The organism is Pseudomonas sp. GM50 (genome assembly GCF_000282375.1).
Lineage (GTDB): Bacteria > Pseudomonadota > Gammaproteobacteria > Pseudomonadales > Pseudomonadaceae > Aquipseudomonas.
This window is the reverse complement of sequence record NZ_AKJK01000085.1, coordinates 1-23,760: the sequence shown is the minus strand read 5'-3', so window position 1 is coordinate 23,760 and position 23,760 is coordinate 1. Positions and strand designations below refer to the sequence as shown.

Here is a 23,760-nt window from a genome sequence, read left to right as displayed (position 1 = left end):
GTGGCGTGATGCAGATTGAAGCCCTCCCCCCCCCGCCCTCCGGGAGAGGGTTAGGGTGAGGGGCTGCCATTGAAGGTGAGCACCGACTCCCAGACACCGTCCCCCATAAGGCGAACAACCAATGGACGTTTTCCAGAGCATGCGTTTCTTCGTCGCCGTCGCTCAGAGTGGCAGTTTCACTGCGGCCGCCGAGTTGCTCGACACCACCACGACCAACGTCTCCAAAGCCGTTTCCGCCCTTGAAGCCCGTCTGCACACACGCCTTATCAACCGCACTACCCGCCGCCTCGCCCTGACCGAAGCCGGCGTACGTTACCTGCAACGCTGCGAACGCATCCTCGATGATGTCCGCGAGGCCGACGAGGAAGCCGGCACCGCGCAGACCCTGCCCGTGGGTCGTTTGAAAATCCACGCAATGTCGGCCATCGGCAACCACTATGTGATCGACGCCATCGCCCGCTACCGGGAGATTCACCCCACGGTGATGTTCGACCTGACCCTGACCAACCGCGTGCCGGACCTGCTCGAAGAAGGCTACGACATGTCCATCGTACTGGCCCGCGAACTGCCTGATTCAGGCTTCGTCGCTCAGCGTCTGGGCATCACTTACAGCATCCTCTGCGCGTCGCCGGCCTACCTGGAAAAACGCGGCAGGCCCGACTCACCCAGCGCCCTCGGTGAACATGAGTGCCTGCGGATCGTCAACACGGTCATGCCAGTGGAGAACTGGACGTTCGAAGGCCCGCAAGGCATGGAGACCATTACCATTCCCTTGTCGCCCTTCCATATCAATACCGCCGACGGCATGACCATCGCGATCAGAAAAGGCATGGGAATCGGCATTCAGCCGATAGCATCGGCCGTGGATGGCCTGCGGGCGGGGACGTTGGTGCGGGTGTTGCCGGAGTACCGGCTGGAGGAGTTGAACCTGTTCGCGATCTATCCGTCGCGCAAGTTCGTCGATGCGAAGACCAAAACCTGGGTGGATTTTCTCAAGCTATCGATCCCGCAATTGCTGGCATCGGATGAGCACGTTGCTGGAGCAAGAAAAGACTGAGTACAGCAGATATGGAGTGTCGACCCTCCATCCTCCGCACCGAATCAACTGGAACAGCCAGTGCCCATTATTTGATATTGCAGGACATGGCGCTGACCATGGGAATCTTCATAGGTCATCTGAACCGGCACCGGTGCGCACTCATTCGCCGGCTCAGTGATCGAAATCACATGCTCGATATCGAGCTTCGTCGAGTAGTCATAGGTTTCGACCCGAAGGTTTGTCGTCGGCACCGTATCCGCATAGGCCTGCGCGCCTAGGCTACCAAGCAATAACACCATCGCCATTTTCATCGTGTTCATGTTGGTCACCGTCTCGTTGAGTGGGCCGCTTCAGCACGATTGCTGGCGGCTTGAGGACGATGCTATGGGATGACGGCGGCGGGAAAAATCGATCGGAGGGACAAACACTGTTGCCGAATCAGGGATGAATGGCTGGGTTCAGTCGCTTTCAGTCGGTCGCGACAGACTGAAATGGGCCAGAACGGACGTTTTGGGAGCGAAAGTGAAGCTGTCCCCATTCTCCTCTAGCGCTACGCCAGTCTATCCAGCTCCGCCAGCAATTCAGGCGTAATCACCAACTCACTGGCCATGACAGCCCGTCATTCACGATACCGCCGTGATACACCTTCTATCAGGTCGCTTCGGGTAAAGGGTGCGCTTTCTCAGGCGGTTTGATTGAGCCAATGTAAACCGCAAAGATAGTCAGCAGCGCGCCACAAATCTGCAGCGTGGAGCTGGCCTTGCCGAGAAAGGTGACATCAATGAAATACGTGATCACCGGCTCCAGTAGCAGGATCAGACCGGCCAACCCCAGGCTGATGGCTCCAATCGAACGGTTGACCAACAACCAGCCGACAAACTGCACCAGCACCCCGTATATGATCAACATCAGCAAGGTGTGCCCATCCACGATGGCCAGGCTTTCCCCAGTTGCCAGCGCGTATGTCAGCAGAACCAGTGCCGCCCAAAGACTCAAATTGAGCATCTGTGCGATCTTGTCACCCCCGCCGTCAGGCAACTGGGTGTTGATCTTCAGGAAGTACACGCAGATGGCATACGCCAGTCCCGACAGCACGCCATACACCACGCCCTTGATCCCTACCGCACTGGTCATCTCGGGTAGCAACAACAGATAGAGCCCAACAAATGCCAAGGTAATGGATACCAGGAAGTAGATCGAAGGTTTTTCCTTCAACAGGTACAACCCCAGCAGGGTCATGAAGAACACCTGACAGTTGGTCAGGATCGACCCGATACCCGGGCCGACGATATAGATGCTCTGGTGCCAAAGCACCAGGTCAATGGCCAGAAACACCCCAGCCAACGCGGTGTACAGCTGCGCCTTGGCGGTTTTGAGCAGCACCGGTGTTTTGCGCACCTTGAGCAGCAGGAAGAACAGGATCGAGGCGAACACCATCCGATAGAACCCTGCGCCACCCGCGCCGATATGGGTGAAAGCGACGGCTAGAGCAGACAGACTGAGCATCAGTCCGCCGATGGTCAATTCAATGATTGCCCGATTGTTATTAGTCGACATGAGAAACCTCATTGATAAAGACCGGCATTAACTTTATGAACACTCAACAAACACCGGACTCGACAAAGCAGAAAAGCCCCAAAGGTCTTTTCTGCCACGCGTCAAAAAACACAACTAATTTTTAATTAGCTTTAATAGTTAGCCGCCACACAACCCTTTAAACTTCTTGCGCGGCCAACTTCAACCATTGTTGTACCGGCGCATACCCCAGAATGTTTTCGACATAACCCTGCAGTTGTTCAGGGATGGCAATCCCATAACGACGGAAGCGGAACACCACCGGAACAAACATCGCATCAACAATGCCAAAGTCACCGCAGAGGAACTGTGTTGAACCGCTCACCTCACGGAGCTGCTTCCAGATTGCGAACACCCGCATGATTTCCTCTCGGGTCTCGGCGGTCAGGCTTTCCGGGATGTCACCGGTGTTCAGGCCAAACGACATCTGCGTGCGCAGATGGGTGAAACCGGAGTGCATCTCTGCCGCAGCAGCTCGTGCCAGGGCCCTGATCCGTGAATCTTGAGGCCAAAGGTTAGCGGTCGGATATGTGCCGGCAATATATTCGCTAATGGCCAGGCTGTCGTTGATGACAACATCATCAAGCAGCAGCGCCGGTACCTTACCGGAAGGCGAGTGCTCCAGAATGCGCTCACGCGTGTCGCTTTGTTCCAGTTTGATCTGAAGGGTTTCAAATGCAACATCCGCTGTCACAAGAACCAGCCACGCACGAAATGACCATGAAGACTTATTAAAATCCCCAACTACCAGTTTTGTAGACATCGCATCCCCTAGCTTGTGTTGTGAAATAGGTGCTAAATTTAGCGACCTTTTTTTCATACGTATTGCACAAAACTGGACAATTAATGGATGAGAATCGCCATAACAAAGCCCTTCAAAAAAACAAGGACTTTGTTCAATTCTGGCGTATACCCGAAGGCGACTGTGAATTGCTATCTGCGCGTTACAGCACTCAATCTTTCGGCCGACATTCACATGACCGGTACGCTATCGGCGTTATAAGTAGCGGTGTTGAAAAGCTTTTTTATCGCGGCAGTTACTACATGGGGGTCGCTGGCAGTGTGGTCACCATTACCCCCGGGGAGATCCACGACGGCTTGCCAGGGCATGATGAGGGCTGGATGTATCGAATGCTCTATATCGACCCCGAATGGGTCAATCGGATGGTGTTTCAAGGGCGTTTTTCAGACGATCATATTCATCTTTTTCAAACAGCTCTGAGCCAGGCCCCCGACTTCGCCCGGACCTTTTTGCATCAACATCAAATCATTGAAACATCCCCCTCCAGCCTTGAACGGGAAACTATCCTGCTGGATCTGGTGACCCAGCTCTTCGAGCGCAGCGGAGCGCCCATCGAACCAGTCAGTGCGGTTGAGCAGCACGCAGTGCAAAAGATCAAGAGGAAGCTCGAAGACGAGTTCGACAAACATCTGTCTCTGGAAGAACTGGCACAACTGGTGAATCTTGACCCTCTTTACCTGATCCGGGTGTTCAAAAAAAGCGTTGGCGTCTCCCCCCACAGCTATCAAATCCAGAAACGAATCGCACAGGTCCAAAAACTGCTGCGCACCGGGTCCAGCCTCGCAGAAGCGTCGTTCGCTTGCGGCTTCTTCGATCAAAGCCACATGACCCGGGCCTTCAAAAAAGTAGTGGGCATCACACCCGGCAGCTTCCGCAAAAGCAGTACCTGAGCTTGTGCGTCCCCATTGCCTGACTCATTTGAGCCAGTATCCATTGCACCTTCCTGATAAGAAGTCGGAAGGGTGTAAACCCTATTCAGGACGAGACACTTCCGACACGTAGGAGCGAGGCTTGCCCGCGAAGAACGATGACGCGGTGATTCAGGCAAACGGCATAACGGCCTTCGCGGGCAAGCCTCGCTCCTACGGGTCGGTAGTGTTCAGGCTTTTTTGGTTCTCGGCAGGAAGATCGCCAGCACACCAAGCAACGGCAAGAACGAGCACAGGAAGTACACGTATTCAATGCCGTGGATATCCGCCAGATGCCCGAGCAATGCGGCGCCAATCCCGCCGAAGCCGAACATCAGGCCGAAGAACACCCCGGCAATCATCCCGACATTCCCCGGCACCAGCTCTTGCGCATACACCACGATGGCCGAGAACGCCGAGGCGAGGATGAAGCCGATCACCACGCTCAGGACGCTGGTCCAGAACAGATCGACGTGGGGCAGGATCAGGGTGAACGGTGCGACACCGAGGATCGAGAACCAGATCACTGCCTTGCGCCCGATCTTGTCGCCGATCGGCCCGCCGAAGAAGGTCCCCGCCGCTACCGCACCGAGAAACAGGAACAGATGCAGCTGCGAACTGGCCACCGACAGGTCAAATTTTTCAATCAGGTAGAACGTGAAGTAACTGGTGAGACTGGCCATGTAGAAATACTTGGAGAACACCAGCAATCCAAGTACCACCAGCGCGCTGATCACCCGGCCTTTCGACAAGCCGTGAGTCGCTGCCTGACCTTGTTTGAGCTTGAACAGGTTCAGGTGGTTGGCGTACCAACGGCTGATCCGATACAGCACGAACAGCGCAAACAGCGCGAACAATCCGAACCAGGCCACATGCCCCTGACCGTAGGGAATGATGATCGCTGCCGCCAACAACGGCCCGAAAGCCGAACCCGCATTACCGCCCACCTGAAACGTCGACTGCGCCAAGCCGAAACGCCCACCCGAGGCCAGTCGCGCCACACGAGAAGCTTCCGGGTGAAAGGTCGATGAACCGACACCGATCAACCCCGCCGCCAGCAGAATCATCGGGAAGCTACCGACCACAGACATCATCAGAATGCCGATCAATGTGCAGACAGTACCGGCCGGCAACAGCCAGGGTTTGGGATGACGATCAGTGTGGTAACCGACCCATGGCTGCAACAGCGAGGCCGTCAGTTGAAAGGTCAGGGTGATCAGACCGATCTGGGTGAAGGTCAGGCCATAGCTGGCCTTGAGCATCGGATAGATCGACGGCAATACCGCCTGAATCAGGTCGTTGATCAAATGCGCCAGCGCCACCGCGCCGATGATGCGCATGACCAACGGACTGCTTTGTGAAGTGGCGGGCGCCGACGTGGCGGCGGACTGAGCGTTGCTGATGGCCATGAGAGTTTCCGTACTGCGGATGGGTGCGCACTGGCAGGTCGGTCAATGTGCCATTTTTCGGTGCAGGTGCGCCATCCCCTTAGCCTGCTAACGACTTCAAAAAAAGAAGGTGATAGCGCAACGCCATGGTCTGAATCTTGCCTTGCTTATACGCTTCAACGCGGCCCCTTACAAAGGGAACCGAGAATGGGAAGTTTCGCTACAGAGTCGGCCTACAGAGCGGACCAAGGGGAATTTTCGAGGCCTTTTAGAAGGGCACCAGTCGCGGTCGCAATGACCTCGACGCACGCTAATGATGCGTGGTGTCCAGAGGAGTCATGGGGCATGCAGGCTTTTTTATCACCGGGGATCGGGCTACTGGGGCGCTTCGGCTTCGCGCGCAAATTTCAGCTGCTGTTTCTGCTGTTTATCCTGCCACTGGCGGGCAGTCTGTGGATGATCGGTCAGGATTATCGTGACAAGTTGAACCTGATCTCCGGCGAACGCGCCGGGGTTCGTCAATTGCTCGCCCTCGATGCACTCGACAATCTGCTCGCCGCCCAGCGTGACCGCGCCGCTCGTTGGCGCGCCACCGAAACCAATCGCCAGCCGACGCCCGCAACCATCGCTGCGATGGCAGCGTTCGACGCGGTTCAGCCGGCCGTCGCCCAAGCCACCACGGATTTGGGCAATGCCCTGAAAACCGAAGGCGCCGAGGGCCAAATCCTCACCCGCTATCAGGCCCTGCAAACCGCGCTCACCGGCCTGGACTCGAAAAGCCTGAGCAGCGTCGGTTGGTGGCCGGACGGTTACGATCGCTTCACCAATGCCTTGAGTGCTCTGCAAGCCTTGCGCGAACAAATCGCGATGGACAATCGCCTGACCCTCGCGCCATGGCTGGAAACCTGGCTGCTGACACAGATTTCCACTCAACACGCACCGGATCTGATCGAACGGGTCGGGCGTCTCGCCGCCGTCGGCCAGGCCTCGGTAGTATCCGGGCAGTTCACTCTGCAAAGCCGTCTACAACTGCGGGACTTGCGTAGCCGCATCGGCGATGCGCGGGAGCAGCTTGTTAAAACGGCTGGCCTGCTGGAAACACGCCTGCCCAGCGCCCTGCAAACCTGGGCCGGGCAATACCACGACAGCCTCAAACATCTGGACGCCGGTTTGAAAGTGCTGGATGAGGGCGTCTTCGGCGGCAGCATCAACCTCAAGCCGGAAGACTTTGAACGCAGCCTCGACGCCCTTCTCGGCGATCTCGCCTCGCTACGCCAGCAATCGTTGGTTTCGCTGGATCAGCGGCTGGACTATTACCACGGCTCGGCCATCCGCCAATTCATCCTGGTGGCGACAGTTTTCGGTTGCCTGCTACTGGCTGCGCTGTACCTGTTCATCTGTTTGCAGGCCTCGATCCGTCGCAGCGCCAGCGGCATCACGCTACTGGCCGAAGCGTTGCGTGACGGCAACCTGAGCCTGCAAGTACCAGTGCAGGGCCGCGACGAACTGGCGGCTATCAGCACCGCCCTCAACGTCGCGGTGGTGCAACTGCGCAACAGCCTGCTGGGGGTCGATCATGAAACCTTGCAGCTGAGCAACGCGGTGCGCACCCTCAACCATCACTCGAGTGGCGCCCTTGGGGAAGTCGAAGCTCAGCAGTTGCAGATCAGCCAGATCGCCGCTGCGGCCACGCAATTGGCCGCGACCTCCCAAGGAGTCGCCCAGAGCTGCGAACAGGCCTCAGGCAGCGCGCAGCACACCCAGCGCATCGCCGCCGACAGCAGCCGTGACAGCCAACGCACGACAGCGAGTATTCAGCAGCTCAATCAACGCTTGAACGACACCGCGGCGGCACTGGGGCGGGTCAGCGAGCAAGGGCAGCAGATTCAATTGGTGGTCGATACCATTCGCGGCGTCGCCGAGCAGACCAACCTGCTGGCCCTCAACGCCGCCATCGAGGCCGCACGGGCCGGCGAGCAAGGTCGTGGTTTTGCCGTAGTGGCCGATGAAGTGCGCAGCCTGTCGCAACGCACCCAGTCCTCCACTGCGCAAATCGCCGGCACCGTCGACAGCCTGCGCAGCACCGTCAACGAAGCCGTAAGCCTGATGGAAGCCGCCTGCGGCCAGGCCCAATCGGATGCGCAAGCCGTCACCGGTCTCGGCGAGCGCCTGGGGGAAATCGCCAGCGCGGTGCAGAGCGTCACCGACACCCTGGCGCAAATCGCCACTGCTGTCGAAGAGCAAGCGAGCACTGCCGATGAAGTCAGCGGCAACATCCAGCAAGTCGATCAGGCGGCGGTACGCTTACTTGAAGGCGCACGGGCGGTGAACCTGGCTGCGGACACCTTGAGTCAGGGCAGCAAGGCCTTGAGTGCGAATACCGGGAGATTTCAGCTCGGTTGACGCCATCCCCTGGCCCGACTTTTCGGGTCAGCGGGATAAGCGGTTGAAAGTGTGGAGAAATATTTTAAATTTACGCTTGACGCATCTTCGTTCCAGGTGAATAATGCGCGCCACTTGGCTACATAGCTCAGTTGGTTAGAGCATAGCATTCATAATGCTGGGGTCCGGGGTTCAAGTCCCTGTGTAGCCACCAAGTACTAAAAACGGCTTACCGAAAGGTAGGCCGTTTTTTTATGCCTCGAGAAAAGTCGCGGCCTCCATCCCTGATTTGCGTACCGTTCCCTCGGCCGATAAAGTCCTCAGACCTTTTATCCCATGGACGGAGTGCCCCGCGTGTTCTCAGCCTTCCACTTGAGCCTCTCTCGCCTGTCAGCCCTTTCGCTGATTGCCAGCGTTTTAACCCTCGCCGCCTGTAATGCCCCGCCCTCTTCACCGTCAGTCTCGACCCTGCCGGTCGCGCCAGAAATCACCTCTGGTTATCGCACTGACCTGCAGACCCGGCACGCCTCGAAACACATGGCCGCCGCCGCCAACCCGCTGGCAGCTGAAGCCGGACGGGAGATGCTGCGTGAGGGCGGCTCGGCGATTGATGCGGCCATTGCCATGCAAGCAGTGTTGACGCTGGTCGAGCCACAATCGTCGGGTATCGGCGGTGGCGCGTTGATTGTGCTGTGGGACGGCAAGGCTGTACGCACCTACGACGGTCGAGAAACCGCTCCGGCCGACGCCAGCGAGAAACTATTCCTGCAAGCCGACGGCAAACCGATGCCGTTCACCCAAGCGCAGATCGGCGGGCGATCAGTGGGTACGCCGGGTGTATTGCGGGCGCTGGAGCTGGCGCATCGCAAGCATGGTCGTCTGCCGTGGGCGAAGCTGTTCGAACCTGCCATCAAACTCGCGGAACAAGGCTTCGCCATCTCGCCACGACTGCATCAGTTAATCGCGGCAGATACGTTCATACCGCGTTCACCGGACATGGCCGCCTACTTTCTGAATGCCGATGGCAGCCCGAAAGCCGTCGGTACGCCGCTGAAGAACCCGGCACTCGCCGCAGTGTTCAAGCGCATCGCCAAGGAAGGTCCCGACGCGCTGTACAAAGGCCCGATCGCAAGTGAGATCGTCGCCAAGGTTCAGGGCCACGCCAACCCCGGCAGCCTGTCGCTGAACGACCTTCAAGGCTACAAGGCCAAGGAACGCGCGCCGCTGTGCACCGACTACAAACGCTGGCAGGTCTGCGGCATGCCGCCACCGTCGTCGGGCGGGATCGCCGTGGCGCAAATTCTCGGCACCTTGCAGGCGCTGGAATCCCGCGACCCGCGCTTTGCCCTGGCACCACTCAAACCAATCAAGACCAGCAAACCGGCGGGCACAGAACCAGCCCCAGAAGCTGTGCACCTGATCGCCGAAGCCGAGCGCCTGGCTTACGCCGACCGAGCGCAGTATGTCGCCGACACCGACTTCGTACCCGTGCCGGTAAAAGGTCTGATCGACCCGACTTACCTGGCCAGCCGCGCCGCGCTGATTGGTGACCGCAGCATGGGTCAGGCCAAACCCGGCACCCCGCCGGGGATTCAGGTTGCCTATGCGCCGGACCGCTCGCCACTGCGCATCTCTACCTCGCAAGTGGTGGCGGTCGATGACGAAGGCGGTGCGGTGTCCATGACCACCACCGTGGAAGCAGCGTTTGGCTCGCACTTGATGGTCCAGGGTTTTCTGCTCAACAACCAGATGACCGACTTCTCGTTCATCCCCGAAGAGAACGGACAGAAAGTCGCCAACCGCGTTGAACCGGGTAAACGCCCGCGTTCGTCCATGGCGCCAACGCTGATCTTCGACCGCCAGAGCGGCGAGTTTCTGGCCACCGTCGGCTCCCCTGGCGGCTCGCAGATCATCGAATACGTCGCCAAATCCACTATCGCTCTGCTCGACTGGAATCTCGATCCGCAAGCGGCCATCAACCTGCCCAACTTCGGCAGCCGCAACGGCCCGACAGAGCTGGAACAAGGCCAGTTCAGCCCCGCGCTGATTCAGGCGCTGAAGGACAAAGGGCACAGCGTGAACGAGATCGACATGACCAGCGGGACCCAGGCGATTGTTCGGGTCAAGGATGCGCAAGGGAAAGCGGCGTTGGCCGGCGGAGCCGATCCACGGCGAGAGGGGGAAGCGTTGGGGGATTGAGTCGTACGCAGGAATGAGAAAAGGCTTACCGGGAGGTAGGCCTTTTTTTATTGGTGAAGAATCCTGATCAAGTCTCTCGTGTAGCCTTTTCCTACCCTCAAACTGCTATCCCTTGGATAGAGTGTGGAAACCATTTTTATCTCGTCTTGTTCATCCACCTCATCAGATCAGCTATCGGGAGTGCCTGATTACAGGAGGCGAATTTACTCCCCACATGTCGGCTACTTCGCCACAAACTTGCACAAGTCCCACCACGGGACTAGGATCACGCCATGAGAATTATCGCCATCAGCCACATGAAAAGTTTTTGGGAGAGATACCCGGACTCAGAACAACCTTTCCTGGCCTGGATTGACGAAGCAAGGAAAGCGGACTGGAAGACGCCTGCTGACATCAAGGCGCACTTTGCCACCGCCAGCATTCTCAAAAGCCGCAGAGTCGTGTTCAACATCAAGGGCAATGACTTTCGGCTAGTAGTCGCGGTGGCCTACCGTTTCGGCGCCGTATACATAAAATTTGTCGGCACCCACAAGCAATACGATGGGATCGACGCTGATACCATCGAAATGGAATAACCCATGAACATTCATCCGATTCACACCGACGCGGACTACCGTGCAGCCCTCAAGAACGTATCTGCACTATTCAACAATGAGCCTGAGCCGTGTACCCCCGAAGGCGATTACTTCGAGATCATGATTACCCTCATCGAGGCCTATGAGTCGAAGCAGTTTCCTGTCGATCTGCCCACCCCGATCGACGCTATCAAATTTCGCATGGAGCAGTCCGGTCTGTCCGCGGCTGATCTGGCACCTGCCATTGGCCGGACAAACCGGGTTTATGAAGTGCTCAACGGTAAGCGTGCGTTGACGCTTCCGATGATCTGGAAGCTTCATGATCTATTCGGGATACCAGCCGAAAGCCTGATCAAGCCAGTGAAGCAGGCCTGATCTTTTTAGGGCTACCGACACCGGATGCAGGGCATCAAGTCGATAATTGATTGGCAAACTGCCCGACCGCGTTCACCACTTTCTGCGCACCGTCCTGGATTTCGACGATCACTGTGCCCGCCTCCGCTGCCAGCGCCAGCCCCTGTTCGGCCTGGAGTTTGCCATCGGTCATCAGGGCCACGGCGTTGCGCGCCATGTCCTGGTTCTGGCGTACGACGCCGACAATTTCATCGGTCGCCTGGCTGGTGCGCGAGGCCAGTTGCCGGACTTCGTCAGCCACCACGGCAAAACCTCGACCTTGTTCACCCGCGCGAGCCGCTTCGATGGCCGCGTTGAGCGCCAGCAGGTTGGTCTGTTCGGCAATGCCACTGATGGTTTTGACGATGGTGCCAATTACCAATGATTGCTCGTTCAGCGCCTCGATGCCTTCACCGGCGGTTTGCATGTGTTTGGCCAGGTCACGCATGACGTCCACCGCTTGAGTCACCACGGTGGTACCGCGCTGGGCGCTGCTGTCGGTTTGCAGCGACGTGCTGTAGGCGATGTTGGCCGCTTCGGCGACGGCCTGTTCCTGATTGACCTGATCGGTAATCACCGTGGCGAACTTCACCACTTTGTAGAGTTTGTTGTTGGCGTCGACCACTGGATTGTAGGAAGCCTCCAGCCAGACCACGCGACCGTGGCTGTCGACGCGCTTGAAGCGATCAGCCACGAACTCGCCGGCGTTCAAGCGGCGCCAGAAGTTCTGATATTCAGCGCTGTTGTATTCCTCTGGCGCGCAGAAGGTGCGGTGATGTTTACCCTGGATTTGCGCCAGGCTGTAACCCATGCCGCTGAGGAAGCGGTCGTTGGCCATCAACACGTTGCCATTGAGATCGAACTCGATGACCGCCGTCGAGCGCACCAGGGCGCCGATCAGGTTCTGATGTTCACGGGACGCCTCAATGGTGCGGGTCAGGTCGCTGGAGTAAATCGAGAAGTGTTTGACCCGGCCATCCGAGGACCGCACCGGTTGCATGATCGACCGCAGCCAGGCTTCGGCACCGTTGCCACGCAACAGACGAATCGTGCCGGCAAAGTGCTCGCCACGGGTCAGCGCAGTCTTGAAGCGGCGGTGAAACTCGTCCGACTTCACATGGACGGGGACGATGTCTTCGATGTGCCGGCCGACCAGATCATTGCCCTTGTAGAGCATCTCACCCATGAAGTTCTGGTTGACCGATTGAATCCTGCCATCGGAATCAAGGGTCAGGGCCAGCATCTCGCTGTCCAGGCTCTCCTTGACTTGCTGAAGGCTGGAGAGTTCTTCGCGCAGAGCCGACAGCTCCTGCTTCAAGCGTTTGTTGAACATGGGAAAGCACCGATGGACAGGGATAGAAAGCGACATACAGCCTAACCATCGGCCTTGTGGATATTTTCTGAAGAGCGTTTAGGGGTTGTCCTACAAAAATAGTGGCACAACGAACCCCCTTATACTGCACCGACCACCGAACAGCGTCCGGTTCGCGGCATTCGCGAGCCGAAATACACCGCACTGCTGATGCCCACTGCCCCCATCACCGCGCAGAAGATCACACAAATCCACGGGCTCCATGGCATCAGGCCGATCAACAGCAGCGGTGTGATACTCGCCCAGATGGCGTAGGCAATGTTGTAGGTGAAGGAAATCCCCGAGACGCGAATCCGTGCCGGAAACAGGCTGACCATCACCGACGGCACCGCGCCGACGACCCCGCAACCGAGGCCGGCCACCGCATAGGCCAAACCGAGCCACCGGCTTTCAATGATCAGGCAGGTGTAGAGCACGCCGATACCCAGAGGCAGCAGCAGGCTATACAGCATCACCGTACGCCAGGCGCCGATGCGGTCGACGAGCAGCCCGGCAAGTACGCAGCCGATGTTCAGAAAAACGATGCCCAAGGCACTCAGGGCGAAGGTATGGCTGGCGCTCATGCCGAAGGTTTTTTGCATCATGGTCGGGGTAATGACCACGAACACCACCACGGCCGAGGTCAGCACGCAGGTGAGGATCATCGCCGGCAGCATCGCCAGACGGTGCTCACGCAGCACCGTGCGCAGCGGCAGTTCCACAGCGGCCTCTCGTTGGACCTGCATTGCCATGAACACCGGGGTTTCGCTGAGCCAGCGACGCAACCAGACACCGATGACGCCAAACACACCGCCCAGCAGAAACGGGTAGCGCCAGGCGTAATCGAGGATTTCCGCCGGGGTGAACACCTGAGCCAGAAAAGTCGCCGTCAAGGCGCCGATCAGGTAACCGAAGGTCAGCCCGGCCTGCAGGAAACCGAGGGCATAACCGCGATGCCCGATCGGCGCGTGTTCGGCGACGAACACCCAGGCGCTCGGCACTTCACCGCCCACCGCCGCGCCTTGCAGGACCCTCAGGGCCAACAGCAACAGCGGTGCGAAATAACCAATCTGGGCGTAGGTCGGCATGATCCCGATCAGCAGGCATGGCAACGCCATCATCAGGATGCTCAGGCCGAAAACCTTCTTGCGCCCCAGTCGATCGGCGAAATGCGCCATCAGGATTCCGCCCAACGGACGCGCCAGGTAGCCAGTGACGAAAATCCCGAAGCTTTGCAGCAGGCGCAGCCATTCGGGCATTTCGGGAGGGAAAAACAGTTGGCTGAGGGTCAGCGCGAAAAATACGAAAATGATGAAGTCGTAGATTTCCAGCGCGCCACCAAGGGCTGCAAGCCCCAGGGTTTTGTAGTCCGAGCGGGTGAAGGGCGCCGGGCGTGCGTCGGTGTTGGCAGTCATGGAAAAGAACTCTGGCAGGCAAAAAACCAAGGCGCCCATGGTCTACGCAAATGCGCTTGTGGACAACCCGTCAGGCCCTGGTCCCAAACACCCAAACAGCGTCACCACTGCCCCCTCTTCCATCCCTCACTGCCAACGTCCCGGCGAAATATGCTTTCCCGGATGAAGGCTGCTCTCAGACTGGCGATCTTTTCATCTGGGTACTAGACCATACGATACAAGTAGTTTCAGTATGTACTCGCCCCGCCTCCGAGGGCTCACGCTGAAAAGGATCTGAGCATGTTGAAACTCGCAGGACTCACCCTGGCCGCACTCACCTTGAGTACCGCCGTCCACGCCGATGTCGATCTGAATCTGGGCAGTACCGAACGTGTTACTCGACTGTTCGCCTATCCCAACAACTGCAACGTCATCTGCTTTCGCAACTGGACGCTGGAGCAGACCGTCGAGCATTACCTGACCCAAAGCGTACAACGCGATGGCTACAAAACCGCAAAAGTAGTGGTCAAAACCGACAACAAGCAGCTCTACGCCACTATCAGCGGTGTGCCCAAAGGCTATGACAAACCACTGACCGCATTGCTCCAGGCTGGGGATTTGGCTTACAACGGCGCCAGCAAACTGAGTGCCGATGGCAAATGGACCTATAACTGGTACTTGTTCCTGCCGCTGGGCATGGCGCTGGAAAACCGCAAAAGCGTCGAACTGCTGCACTTCCCGCCGGATTATTCCCTGATCCAGGCCCAGGATTACCTGGAGTCCAAGACCACCGACCGTTGGGCCGCGCTGCTGACGAACAACGGCATTCCCGCCGACCAGACACCGGGCTATCAGACCATCATCGACATCGCGCCAATTGCCGCACCGTCCAGCGCCGGCAAGGACCTGGAGGGCGTCTACGGCTACTTCAAGGACTACCAGACCACCATGGTCAAGGAAGTCAGCCAGAACGCCAGCGGCGCTGCATTGCCAATGGTTGCCTTCGGCGCACCGGTGCGTAACTGGATCAAGCAACAATACGGACAGACCGTGGACGTGCTGGGCCTGGCAACCATCAGCCCGAGCGAGGGGGTGAAGGTGCCAGTACTGGGTTCCAACCACCCGAGCTACATCTGGTACGCCGCCGATCCCGAGGCCTATAGCGGCAGCGATGCCCAGGCCAAGGCCGATGCTGCGGGGCTGAAAGTCATGGGGCAGGATTTGAGCGCCGCGTGCTGGCAGGCCGGGATGGGCAGCAAACCGGGCACTGACCCTACCGTTCAGCTGAAAAGCTGTACTCAGACCTGGCAAGTGACCCAGAAAGAAAAAACCTGCGAACTGTTCTACACCTCGATCCGCAACCTGACGCCTGAACAGGCCGTGGCCAAGTGCTCGACAGCGCAGGTCAAATCTCAGTTGAAACAGTTGAAGAGTCCAGCCCTTGTGACCTCCTCCGCCCCTGCTCCACACTTGTAAACGATAAAGCTCTTTCTCGCGTGAGCCATGGCTGACGCGGGAAAGAGCTTTTTTCGCCTGTCATATCTGACAGTAGATCAATTGGTTCATTTGCGAGAGGCTTGGGGCATACCCATGTGCTGCAGGACTGACAGGATGTCAGTAGACGGCGGTCGTAGCACTCGACTGACAAGGATTGTTATGAGAGCCCATGCAGAACAAGCAATACCCCCACCACCATCAAATGGCATCTATCCGTTTGTAGAATTGCCCCTTCGCCTTGGGTTCCCCTCCAAAGACGACTTTGAAATCATCGACAACACCCAGGGATCGGCAATGGCTGTCGTGGCACTGCGCGAGTTCCCGCGCATCAGCCGAATCTGTCGGGTTTCCGGACATCTGCTGCCCTATCGCTGCCGACACACTCGGCAACTGGCTCCAGGAATCCACCTCTACGATCCGCGCTTCTGCGGTCTGCTGAGCCACTCCTGCGACCCCAACGTCTTTCTGGACATGAGCGAGCTGTGGTTATGGGCACTCAAGGACATCAAAAAAGGTGATCGACTGACGATGGATTTCGCCGCGACAGAAGACAAACTGCAGCGGCAGTTCGCTTGCCGCTGCAGTTGTCCCTGCTGCCGTGGCTGGATCATCGGCTATGACGAGTCGCCGAACGCCAATGGAGAACAGTTTTTTCAACACTGGCGTCGACGAAGTTCCAGCTGAAAGGCTCTTACAACGTTTCGACCGGACGCAAACGGTACTGCGGCGGCAACTGTTCGAAACCGCTGATGGTGGCGTTCAGGCTTTTCCAGCGTCCATCCTTGATGCCATAGATGCAACCATGGACCGACAGGCTCTGGCCGCGGTGCCAGGCGTTTTGCACAATGCTGGTATGACCGACGTTGGCCACCTGCTGGATCACGTTGAGCTCGCAAAGGCGGTCGACCCGCTCTTCTTCGGTGGACAACTTGGCCAGTTCGTCGCGCTTTTCATAATAGAGATCGCGAATCGAGCGCAACCAACCGTCGATCAGGCCCAACTGACGGTCCTGCATCGAGGCGCGTACACCGCCGCAGCCATAGTGGCCAGTGACCAGGATGTGTTTGACTTTGAGTACGTCGACCGCGTACTGAATCACCGACAAGCAGTTGAGGTCGGTGTGCAATACAACGTTGGCCACGTTGCGGTGCACGAACAGATCGCCCGGCAGCATGCCGACGATTTCATTGGCCGGCACGCGGGCATCGGAGCAACCGATCCACAGGTATTCCGGGGTCTGTTGACGGGCCAGCTTGGCGAAGAAATCAGGATCTTCCTGGGTGATCGCGTCGGCCCAGCGCTCATTGTTATCAATCAGATCTTGTAATTCGTTCATGCAATGAAGCCTCGATAATGATGCGCTGGTTTGACAGACAACCGCCTGTCGGGGTCACGTGCGCGATGCAGATACCCCCTGATGCCCTGATGCCTATAACGGCGAGCCGACGTTCCCTGCCGGTGGAATTCTCGCAAGCCCAGTGGGTCAACTGTAGTAAGGCCTACAGTATGAGGGAATGCCATGACTGATTCACGACGTCCGTTCGATGAGGCGCAACCCGAACCCATCGATGACAACGAAGACCGCATGGGCTCAGTGCATGAGCTGAATTTCGACGAGGAAGAACCGGGCACCAGAATCGGTGACTTGATCCCCGAACGCGAGCGTGCGCAGAAAATCCCCGACGAACGCGTCCGTGAAGCTGGCATGACCGGCGGCTCGACCGATGACCATGAATCCACCGACGATGACATGAGCCCGGAAACCTTGATCCGTGAAGACGGCGCACGGGACGCCCACGAAGAGGGTGAAGGCGACCAGGCGGACTGGGATTTGAGCATTGTCGATGAGGACGACATCGGCGGGGGCAATGGGTTGGACGAAGCAGAGATGGCGCAGCGCGATCCAATGGATGGCAAGCGTTGATCGTTGTCGTCAGTGAGGACGCCTTCGCGGGCAAGCCTCGCTCCTACGGGTTCTCGGCCCGTAGGAGCGAGGCTTGCCCGCGAAGCTTTCAAGGCTCAATCCACTAATGTACAGGCCATGACCACGGCATCTTCGCGCCCGCCAACAGCGGGGTAGTAATCGCGCCGACGTCCGATTTCGTTGAACCCATACCGCTCATACAACCGAAACGCCGCCCGGTTGCTGTCGCGCACCTCCAGGAAACATTCCCGCGCCTCTGCCTTGTAGGCAATCGACATCAAGTGCTCCAGCAGCGTCAATCCCAGGCCTCGGCCCTGATTTTCCGGTTTGACGGTGATGTTCAGCAAATGCGCCTCGTCGAGAATGATCTGCACCACGCCATGACCGACCTGCTGCTGCCCTTCGAACATCAGCCAGATCTGGTACTTGCCCAGGCCATCGAGAAAAATCCCGCGGGTCCAGGGGTGGCTGTAAGCCGCGTATTCGATTTTCAGTACAGTGTCCAGGTCCGCCTCGGTCATCGGGCGGAACGATACAGCGTCACTCATTCGATTCTTTCCAGCGCGCCATCAGCCGACGCATGGCTTGCCAGACATCAGCCTTACGCTGTGGCTCTTCCATTAATAATTCCAGACCCGGCAGGGCCCAGACCGAACCCAGGCCTTCGACCTGAAGTTCACGGTTGAAGGATTCGGCGTTGGCCTCACCGGCAAATCGCACCGCCGGCAAGCCGATCAGCCACAGGCAGACGCATGGCGCGTCTTCCAGACGGGCCGACAGAAAGCCTTGTACGAAATCCCGAGCCGCTTCCGGCCCTTGATCCATGGTGCCGCGAGCCAGCAGTGGCCAGCGCACCGGCTCGCCGACGATCTGCGGGCTGTCCGGCAGACCGGCGGCGCGCAGCATGTCCTTGAGCAACAGATAGGCTGGATCGCGAGTCTGGAAGCTTTCGCCTGTGGGTAACTCCACCAGCAACAGGCAACGACCTGCGCGCAGCAATTGCAGGGCGAAACGCGGTGGCGGAACGACCGGCGCCTTGACCGCGACCGGGGCCTCCTCTTCTTCGACCTTGGCGTTCGTACGGGTGCTGGCCAACGATGGCCGCGGCACCTCGATTTTTACCCGTTCGGCCGGTTTGACCACGGGCTCCATCGGTGCCTCGGCCACGGGAGCCGGCGCAACCGGGGTGACGACCAATGGCTCGGGCATCTCCAGCAGTTCGGGGCGCGAGGGCGCAGCAAAGGGCAATTCGGTGCGCGGCAGCCAGTTGACCACCTGCATGGCGGTCAAATAAGCGCGGCGACGGGACTCGATAAGCAAAGGTCGGCCACTTGTGGATAACTAAAGTGCGTTGATTCTACCGCCCTTCGCTCAAGATCGCCCGCGCTTGATCGATAGAAAGCCAACTGTCCGTCCCGAGAGTGAATCGCAACGGGCGTGATGCAGTACAATCGCGACTTTTAATCGCCAACCAGCCGGCCATTCCGATGATCGAACCCAAGCGCGTCTTGCGCGCCCTCGCTGAACACTGGGCACTTCTGGAGCCACTGTGCGAGCACTTCGACCAAGGCACCCTGAGCCTCAACGAACTGCGCACGCAACTGGCCGCCCAGCAACTCGACAGTACGCCACAGGACATCACCAGCCTGCTGGATGTGTGGATCCGTCTCGACATTCTGGTTCCCGTGGCGAAAAGCCCGAACCGTTTCGAGCTCAACGCGCAGATCCACGACTTCCTCGCTTACCTGCGCCGTGAGCACCGTCTGGGCCTGTGCCTGGAAATCGAAGCCTATTTGCGTCATCTCGAGCGCCTGGCCGGTTACATTCAGGACGCCTTCGACATTCGCGACGGCAACGATCTGGCGCGCCAGTTGCGCCTGCTCGACATGCGCGTGCGCGACGTGCTGAAAAAACTCGACAACGACGAACAGGCGTTGGTGGCCGTCGCCGAACGGGCGAAAACCAGCGATCGGCAGATCCCGCTGCGTCAGCGCTACGCTGAAGTGCTGGCGACCTGGGACGAATACGTCGAGCCGATGATTGAACTGGTGAACGCCGACGGCGCCTTCGAACAAGGCGTGCGCAAGGTCGAAACGGTCCTGTTGAAGATGCTCTCCGAACAGCAGCGCCTCGGCCATCTGGTCGACGACGACATGCTGCTGCGCACCCACGCGCGCATCCTCGAAATGCAGACCAGCGCCCAGCTAACCTTGCGTCACGCCCGCGAACTGCTCCTGCCGTTGCGTGAAGAAGCCCGCCGCCACAACGCCGTGACCCGTGGCGCGGCGCTGGCCTTGTCGGCCATTCGTCGCAAAGGTATCGATGCGGTGCCACAAGCGGCGATGCCGATGTTCACCCGTCCGCAAAGCACGTTCCTGGGCAGCGCCAGTCAGGTCGAAGCCTACGTTTATGCCCTGGCCCGTTTCGAGCCGAAACCGGCGCGTTTCCCCAAGGCCCACAAGACCCAGAAAGGCGAAGCCCCGCGCGCGCCACGCACGGTTCGGGAAATGCTCGAACGCTGCGAAGACGCCCTGCCGATGCCGGACCTGATGACCTGGCTGCTAGAGCAGGAACCGAACGGCGCCACCGACGAATTGCTCTACTGGTTCTCGCGCCTGTCGCGGGAAAAACGCTTCAAGCGCGAGCGTCTGGAACGCCGCGATTACCACACTCACGAGCATCAGGTCAGCCTGCGCTCCTTCGCCCTGCTCTCGGCCCGCGACACCGCCGCCGAGGATTCTGCGAGCATCCCACATGCATCTTGATCTATCCGAACTGTCCCAGCTGGCGCCGATCTTTCGCGAGCTGTTCAAGGGCTACCACGTCAGCCGCCGCGACCCGGAGCTGTACGCGCAATTGTCGAACTTCCAGGACCAGTACCGCACGTTGTTCAAGGCGTTGGGCTTTGAACTGGTCTGCGACACCCGCGGTTTCTACTACTTCGTCCCGGACCTCGCGGCGGCGGCGGTGAACAAGACCGCGCAACGTCTGGCGCTGTTCACCTTCATTCTCGTCGAGCATCTGGCCGATCAGGGCCGCGACCCGGTCGCCGTGCTGGATGGGGGCAGCCTCGGCCGCGATGAATTGCCATCGCTGCTGGAGAAATATCGCGACCTGTTTATCCAGGCCGAAGTGCAGACCGTCGAAGAACTCGAAGAAAAAATCATGCGCCGCATGACCCAGCTCGGTTTCGCCGGCGAAGAAAACGGCATCTACCGTTTCCTGCCGCCGATGCACCGTTTCCTCGACGTCTGCCTGTCGGTTCAGCAGGACCGCGATCTGGCGGCCAGCCTGCACAGCGTGTTGCCTCTGCCGGTGCCGGTGCTGATCGACGACGACAGTGACGAAAAGCTGCTGCAAACCGATGATCCGCTGGACCTCAGCGACTTCGAAGAAGAAAGCGAAGAAGACGCCATGGCCCGTGCCATTGCCGAAGAACAGGAGACCGACGCATGAGCAAGGAACGCTACGGCATTCGCCGCTTTGCCCTTTTGAACACCGCCGGTTACAGCCTCGGCCTGTTCCCGCTGGAAGAACCTTTGTCGGTCTACGGCGCGAACAACCTCGGTAAATCCGCTTCGATCAACGCCTTGCAGTTCCCGATCCTGGCGCGCATGTCGGACATGAGTTTCGGCAAGTACAGCCTGGAGCAATCCCGGCGCTTCTACTTCGCCTCGGACACCAGTTACATCCTGGTGGAAGTCTCCCTGCCCCACGGCCCGCACGTAATCGGCGTGGTCGGCCGCGGCCCGGGCGGTGGTTTCGGTCACCAGTTCTTTGCCTACGCCGGCAAACTGGATCTGGCCCATTACCAGAAAAACGACACCTGCCTGCGTCAGAAAGAATTGTTCACCAACCTTGAGCGCGAAGGCCTGAAAGCCTACGAACTCAAACCGGATGAACTGCGTCGTTTGCTGGTCGGCGGTCACACCTCGATTCCGCTGGACCTGACGTTGATCCCGCTGCGCTCCACCAGCGAGCAGAGCCTGAAGACCTTCCGCGCCCTGTTCATCAACTTGCTGCACATGCGCGAAATCACCGCGGCCAAACTCAAGCAGCTGTTCCTCGATGCTTTCGAACACAGCCTGCGTTCCGGCAGCGTCGACTACATCGCCGCGTGCGAAGAAGCGTTCCGCGATGTACGCCGCATGGAGCAGGACTACAACTCGCTCGTCACCGCCGGCCCGCTGGTTGAAGCGCTGGCCGCAGGCGTGGCCCAGCGCAATATCCTGCGCGGCAAACTGCATCGCCTGTCGCCGCTGCTCGACTCCCTGCTCGGCACCTGGTCGGACTACGCCAGTGCGCGTAAGGAAGAGCTGACGATTCAGGCCGAGCACTATCGCAACGAACAGGACGCGCTGCAAAACGATCAACGCGGCGGCACTCAGGAGCTGATGCGTCTGGAGCGGGAAATCACCGGTATCCAGCGCTGGCTCGGCGAGTTGTCGGTGCTCAAGCATCGCTTCGCGTTGGTCGATGACGTCAAAGTCCTTGAGCAGCAACTGCTCGCCGCCAAGGACGCGCACGACGAACTGGCCGGTGCACTGGCCCAGTCGCGCCAGTTCAGCGCCGAAGACCTCGAAGAGCGTCTGCGGGATCTGGAAAAACGCCTCAAATCGGTGAAGCAGCAACTCGACCACGCCGACAACAACAGCTACGCCCGTCTGCGCGAAGAGTTTTCGCAGCAGGACGTCGAGCGCCTGATGCGCCTGTTCAACAGCGCGTTGTTCAGCCTGCCACTGGGTGAACACGGCATTACGCTGGACGAGGACGGTCAGTGGGTCAAATCCATGGAACTGATCCTTGATGGCTTCAAAGGCGAGCGCTTCGAAGTGCCGGGCCTGTCCATCGACATCTCGCACATCGAGCCGCCAGCCCTGCAAGCCCTGGCTGACCGCGCGGCGTTGCGCGATCAGAAGGAGCGCCTGGACAAAGAACTCAAGCAACTGAAAACTCAAGCTGCCGTGGCAGCCGACCGCGCGGCCAGCAAGACCCAGACCGAAGCCCTGTACCAGCAAGTGCTGGACGCGCAGAAAGCCCTGGAAGACTTCCGCCGCGCGCAAACCCTGAGCGCCGAAGAAGGCGACAAGCTTGAGCAATTGGCGCAGATGGAAGCCGCTCAGGAAGAATTGAAGCGTTCCAGCGATGCCTTCACCGAACGCGTCCAGCAACTGTCGGCCAAGCTGCAACTGGTCGGGCGACAGATCGGCGACATGGAAGCCAAGCAACGCACCCTCGACGACGCCCTGCGCCGCCGTCAGCTGTTACCAGCGGATCTGCCGTTCGGCACGCCGTTCATGGACCCGGTCGACGATTCCATGGACAACCTGCTGCCGTTGCTCAATGACTATCAAGATAGCTGGCAAGGTTTGCTGCGCAGCGACGGGCAAATCGATGCGCTGTACGCTCAGGTTCGCCTCAAGGGCGTGGCCAAGTTCGACAGCGAAGACGATATGGAGCGTCGCCTGCAACTTCTGATCAATGCGTACGCACACCGTACCGATGAAGCCCTGACCCTCGGCAAGGCACGCCGTGCGGCGGTCACCGACATCGCCCGGACCCTGCGTAACATCCGCAGCGACTATGACAGCCTCGAACATCAACTGGCGCTGTTCAACCGCGAGATCAACAAACGTCAGGTTTCCAACCTGCAAAGCTTCCGCATCGTGCTCGCGCCGAACAAGGAAGCGCTCAAGCACATTGACCAGATCATCCACAGCGCCGGTCAGTACGAAGAAGGCGAAACCCTTTCGGTCTTCGACCTGAGCCAAAGCGCCGATCAGGACAACAAGAACGAAGAGGCCAAGGAATACCTGGCGCGGCTGGTGGCGGCAAACCACAACCAGCTCGGTCTCAAGGATCTGTTCGAGCTGGCGTTCGAGATCACCAAGGTCAACGGCCAGCCGGTGATCCATACCGACATCGACGGTGCGGCATCCAACGGCACCACCATGACAATCAAGGCACTGACCAACATGTACTTGTTGCTGCACTTGATGGACCGCGATCAGGCCGGCCGCGTGCGCCTGCCGTACTACCTCGATGAGGCGGCGGACATCGACGAGAAGAACCAGGCAGCACTGCTGGAAACCAGTCTGCAATTGGGCTTCGTGCCGATCCTGGCGAGTGTGAAGCCGCAAGTTTGCGCCAGTGTCGCTATCGACCTGGAAGGCGGCAGCGGCCCGAACGGTATCTACATCGACGAGGCGGACTGGAAGTACATCCGTCGTCACGATGAGGTGAAGGCTACCGTTGTTGTACAAGCTGATGAGCCAGAGCTGGATGCGGTCTGATTTGACTTAATCCAAGCCATCGGCATAGGGGACGGCCTTC

The 23,760-nt window shown here is 58.9% G+C and carries 20 protein-coding genes, 1 tRNA gene and 2 pseudogenes; 13 read left to right on the top strand and 10 right to left on the bottom strand.

Translation table 11 applies throughout. The features are described from left to right. Positions 1–121: 121 nt before the first annotated feature. Complete coding sequence (locus PMI30_RS09120) at positions 122–1,057, top strand: LysR family transcriptional regulator (protein WP_008011942.1); 936 nt, start codon at positions 122–124, stop codon at positions 1,055–1,057. A 44-nt stretch (positions 1,058–1,101) separates the two neighbouring features. Here PMI30_RS09120 and PMI30_RS09125 read toward each other — a convergent pair whose 3' ends face one another. From PMI30_RS09125 to PMI30_RS09135, 3 genes are all read right to left on the bottom strand, one after another. Next, a complete protein-coding gene (locus PMI30_RS09125; protein ID WP_008011940.1) occupies positions 1,102–1,359 on the bottom strand; it encodes a DUF2790 domain-containing protein in 258 nt (85 codons plus the stop codon). A gap of 331 nt (positions 1,360–1,690) precedes the next feature. Continuing rightward, entirely contained in the window at positions 1,691–2,596 is a 906-nt protein-coding gene (locus PMI30_RS09130) for a DMT family transporter (RefSeq protein ID WP_008011938.1), read from the bottom strand. Positions 2,597–2,753: 157 nt separating this feature from the next. Beyond that, on the bottom strand, positions 2,754–3,377 hold the full coding sequence (locus tag PMI30_RS09135) for a glutathione S-transferase family protein (RefSeq protein WP_008011936.1): 624 nt from the start codon (positions 3,375–3,377) through the stop codon (positions 2,754–2,756). A gap of 83 nt (positions 3,378–3,460) precedes the next feature. On the opposite strand from PMI30_RS09135, the gene PMI30_RS09140 reads away from it, so the two are divergent. Next, positions 3,461–4,306 (top strand): helix-turn-helix domain-containing protein, encoded by an 846-nt coding sequence (locus PMI30_RS09140; RefSeq protein ID WP_008011933.1) that lies wholly within the window; start codon positions 3,461–3,463, stop codon positions 4,304–4,306. 209 nt (positions 4,307–4,515) lie between these two features. Here the strand turns inward: PMI30_RS09140 and PMI30_RS09145 are convergent, their stop codons facing one another. Continuing rightward, the gene (locus PMI30_RS09145) at positions 4,516–5,733 is read right to left on the bottom strand and encodes an MFS transporter (RefSeq protein WP_008011931.1); all 1,218 of its coding nucleotides are present in this window, start codon (positions 5,731–5,733) and stop codon (positions 4,516–4,518) included. Positions 5,734–6,057: 324 nt separating this feature from the next. On the opposite strand from PMI30_RS09145, the gene PMI30_RS09150 reads away from it, so the two are divergent. The 5 genes from PMI30_RS09150 (at position 6,058) to PMI30_RS09170 (ending at position 11,243) form a co-directional block, all read left to right on the top strand. Next, entirely contained in the window at positions 6,058–8,115 is a 2,058-nt protein-coding gene (locus tag PMI30_RS09150; protein WP_008011929.1) for a methyl-accepting chemotaxis protein, read from the top strand. Between the two features lie 116 nt (positions 8,116–8,231). Further along, positions 8,232–8,308: transfer RNA gene (locus tag PMI30_RS09155), tRNA-Met, on the top strand. 140 nt (positions 8,309–8,448) lie between these two features. Next, positions 8,449–10,293, top strand: a complete 1,845-nt coding sequence (ggt, locus tag PMI30_RS09160) for a gamma-glutamyltransferase (RefSeq protein ID WP_008011927.1) — start codon at positions 8,449–8,451, stop codon at positions 10,291–10,293. 272 nt (positions 10,294–10,565) lie between these two features. Next, positions 10,566–10,868, top strand: a complete 303-nt coding sequence (locus tag PMI30_RS09165; protein ID WP_008011925.1) for a type II toxin-antitoxin system HigB family toxin — start codon at positions 10,566–10,568, stop codon at positions 10,866–10,868. A gap of 3 nt (positions 10,869–10,871) precedes the next feature. After that, a complete protein-coding gene (locus PMI30_RS09170) occupies positions 10,872–11,243 on the top strand; it encodes a helix-turn-helix domain-containing protein (protein ID WP_008011923.1) in 372 nt (123 codons plus the stop codon). A gap of 34 nt (positions 11,244–11,277) precedes the next feature. Here PMI30_RS09170 and PMI30_RS32190 read toward each other — a convergent pair. From PMI30_RS32190 to PMI30_RS09180, 3 genes and pseudogenes are all read right to left on the bottom strand, one after another. Continuing rightward, positions 11,278–11,709, bottom strand: a pseudogene (locus PMI30_RS32190) (methyl-accepting chemotaxis protein); the annotation flags it as partial. A 156-nt stretch (positions 11,710–11,865) separates the two neighbouring features. Further along, positions 11,866–12,447: pseudogene (locus PMI30_RS32185) on the bottom strand (PAS domain-containing protein); the annotation flags it as partial. A gap of 266 nt (positions 12,448–12,713) precedes the next feature. Then, complete coding sequence (locus PMI30_RS09180) at positions 12,714–14,027, bottom strand: MFS transporter (RefSeq protein WP_008011920.1); 1,314 nt, start codon at positions 14,025–14,027, stop codon at positions 12,714–12,716. A 279-nt stretch (positions 14,028–14,306) separates the two neighbouring features. Here PMI30_RS09180 and PMI30_RS09185 point away from each other — a divergent pair, with 279 nt between their 5' ends. Both PMI30_RS09185 and PMI30_RS09190 read left to right on the top strand, forming a co-directional pair. Next, a complete protein-coding gene (locus PMI30_RS09185; RefSeq protein WP_008011919.1) occupies positions 14,307–15,482 on the top strand; it encodes a hypothetical protein in 1,176 nt (391 codons plus the stop codon). Between the two features lie 180 nt (positions 15,483–15,662). Further along, the gene (locus PMI30_RS09190) at positions 15,663–16,187 is read left to right on the top strand and encodes an SET domain-containing protein-lysine N-methyltransferase (protein WP_008011917.1); all 525 of its coding nucleotides are present in this window, start codon (positions 15,663–15,665) and stop codon (positions 16,185–16,187) included. 7 nt (positions 16,188–16,194) lie between these two features. Here the strand turns inward: PMI30_RS09190 and can are convergent, their stop codons facing one another. After that, positions 16,195–16,839 (bottom strand): carbonate dehydratase, encoded by a 645-nt coding sequence (can, locus tag PMI30_RS09195; protein WP_007896890.1) that lies wholly within the window; start codon positions 16,837–16,839, stop codon positions 16,195–16,197. 183 nt (positions 16,840–17,022) lie between these two features. Here can and PMI30_RS09200 point away from each other — a divergent pair, with 183 nt between their 5' ends. Beyond that, the gene (locus tag PMI30_RS09200; protein WP_008011915.1) at positions 17,023–17,427 is read left to right on the top strand and encodes a hypothetical protein; all 405 of its coding nucleotides are present in this window, start codon (positions 17,023–17,025) and stop codon (positions 17,425–17,427) included. 95 nt (positions 17,428–17,522) lie between these two features. Here the strand turns inward: PMI30_RS09200 and rimI are convergent, their stop codons facing one another. Together rimI and PMI30_RS09210 are read right to left on the bottom strand one after the other, a co-directional pair. Then, the gene (rimI, locus tag PMI30_RS09205; RefSeq protein WP_007896888.1) at positions 17,523–17,975 is read right to left on the bottom strand and encodes a ribosomal protein S18-alanine N-acetyltransferase; all 453 of its coding nucleotides are present in this window, start codon (positions 17,973–17,975) and stop codon (positions 17,523–17,525) included. Further along, on the bottom strand, positions 17,968–18,708 hold the full coding sequence (locus PMI30_RS09210) for a hypothetical protein (protein ID WP_008011913.1): 741 nt from the start codon (positions 18,706–18,708) through the stop codon (positions 17,968–17,970). The genes rimI and PMI30_RS09210 overlap by 8 nt, the downstream gene beginning before the upstream one ends. Before the next feature lie 206 nt (positions 18,709–18,914). On the opposite strand from PMI30_RS09210, the gene mksB reads away from it, so the two are divergent. Genes mksB through mksF form a run of 3 tightly spaced genes read left to right on the top strand, consistent with a single transcriptional unit; the run spans position 18,915 to position 23,720 of the window. Next, positions 18,915–20,192, top strand: coding sequence for an Mks condensin complex protein MksB (mksB, locus tag PMI30_RS09215; protein WP_008011911.1), 1,278 nt, complete (start codon positions 18,915–18,917; stop codon positions 20,190–20,192). Beyond that, positions 20,182–20,883, top strand: a complete 702-nt coding sequence (mksE, locus tag PMI30_RS09220; protein WP_008011910.1) for an Mks condensin complex protein MksE — start codon at positions 20,182–20,184, stop codon at positions 20,881–20,883. Before mksB ends, mksE begins: the two co-directional genes overlap by 11 nt. After that, entirely contained in the window at positions 20,880–23,720 is a 2,841-nt protein-coding gene (gene mksF, locus PMI30_RS09225) for an Mks condensin complex protein MksF (RefSeq protein ID WP_008011908.1), read from the top strand. The genes mksE and mksF overlap by 4 nt, the downstream gene beginning before the upstream one ends. Positions 23,721–23,760 lie beyond the last annotated feature (40 nt).

Coding starts and splice junctions, on each gene's coding strand:
- PMI30_RS09200 (WP_008011915.1), top strand. CDS start 17,023: ATGACTGATTCACGACGTCCGTTCGATGAGGCGCAACCCGAACCCATC.
- PMI30_RS09170 (WP_008011923.1), top strand. CDS start 10,872: ATGAACATTCATCCGATTCACACCGACGCGGACTACCGTGCAGCCCTC.
- PMI30_RS09180 (WP_008011920.1), bottom strand. CDS start 14,027: ATGACTGCCAACACCGACGCACGCCCGGCGCCCTTCACCCGCTCGGAC.
- mksE (WP_008011910.1), top strand. CDS start 20,182: ATGCATCTTGATCTATCCGAACTGTCCCAGCTGGCGCCGATCTTTCGC.
- PMI30_RS09165 (WP_008011925.1), top strand. CDS start 10,566: ATGAGAATTATCGCCATCAGCCACATGAAAAGTTTTTGGGAGAGATAC.
- PMI30_RS09140 (WP_008011933.1), top strand. CDS start 3,461: ATGGATGAGAATCGCCATAACAAAGCCCTTCAAAAAAACAAGGACTTT.
- mksF (WP_008011908.1), top strand. CDS start 20,880: ATGAGCAAGGAACGCTACGGCATTCGCCGCTTTGCCCTTTTGAACACC.
- rimI (WP_007896888.1), bottom strand. CDS start 17,975: ATGAGTGACGCTGTATCGTTCCGCCCGATGACCGAGGCGGACCTGGAC.
- PMI30_RS09190 (WP_008011917.1), top strand. CDS start 15,663: ATGAGAGCCCATGCAGAACAAGCAATACCCCCACCACCATCAAATGGC.
- can (WP_007896890.1), bottom strand. CDS start 16,839: ATGAACGAATTACAAGATCTGATTGATAACAATGAGCGCTGGGCCGAC.
- PMI30_RS09210 (WP_008011913.1), bottom strand. CDS start 18,708: ATGCAGGTGGTCAACTGGCTGCCGCGCACCGAATTGCCCTTTGCTGCG.
- PMI30_RS09145 (WP_008011931.1), bottom strand. CDS start 5,733: ATGGCCATCAGCAACGCTCAGTCCGCCGCCACGTCGGCGCCCGCCACT.
- PMI30_RS09185 (WP_008011919.1), top strand. CDS start 14,307: ATGTTGAAACTCGCAGGACTCACCCTGGCCGCACTCACCTTGAGTACC.
- PMI30_RS09125 (WP_008011940.1), bottom strand. CDS start 1,359: ATGAACACGATGAAAATGGCGATGGTGTTATTGCTTGGTAGCCTAGGC.
- PMI30_RS09120 (WP_008011942.1), top strand. CDS start 122: ATGGACGTTTTCCAGAGCATGCGTTTCTTCGTCGCCGTCGCTCAGAGT.
- PMI30_RS09135 (WP_008011936.1), bottom strand. CDS start 3,377: ATGTCTACAAAACTGGTAGTTGGGGATTTTAATAAGTCTTCATGGTCA.
- PMI30_RS09130 (WP_008011938.1), bottom strand. CDS start 2,596: ATGTCGACTAATAACAATCGGGCAATCATTGAATTGACCATCGGCGGA.
- PMI30_RS09150 (WP_008011929.1), top strand. CDS start 6,058: ATGCAGGCTTTTTTATCACCGGGGATCGGGCTACTGGGGCGCTTCGGC.
- mksB (WP_008011911.1), top strand. CDS start 18,915: ATGATCGAACCCAAGCGCGTCTTGCGCGCCCTCGCTGAACACTGGGCA.